This window comes from Pseudomonas sp. PME37.24/025, assembly GCF_055556615.1.
This window is the reverse complement of the sequence record NZ_JBVHNK010000393.1, coordinates 1-250: the sequence shown is the minus strand read 5'-3', so window position 1 is coordinate 250 and position 250 is coordinate 1. Positions and strand designations below refer to the sequence as shown.

Below are 250 nucleotides of genomic sequence, written 5' to 3'. Positions count from 1 at the left end.
CCGGTGATCATCGTGCCGGGCTGGCGCGATTCCGGCCCCGGCCATTGGCAGACCCTCTGGGCCGATCGCCTGCCCGGGGCCCGGCGCGTGCGGCAGGACGACTGGATCACGCCCAGCCGTGCCGCCTGGGTGCGCACCCTGGGCGAAACAATCGAGTCGGCGGGCGCACCGGTGGTGCTGGTGGCCCACAGCCTCGGTTGCATGGCCGTCGTGCATTTGCCTCTCGAGTTCCGAGATCGCATCCGGGGCG

At 72.0% G+C, this 250-nt stretch carries 1 protein-coding gene; it reads left to right on the top strand.

Features of this window, described 5'->3' with window-relative positions:
• The coding region (locus ACZ3HH_RS30820) for an RBBP9/YdeN family alpha/beta hydrolase (protein ID WP_465810479.1) at positions 1–250 on the top strand (250 nt) is incomplete at both ends.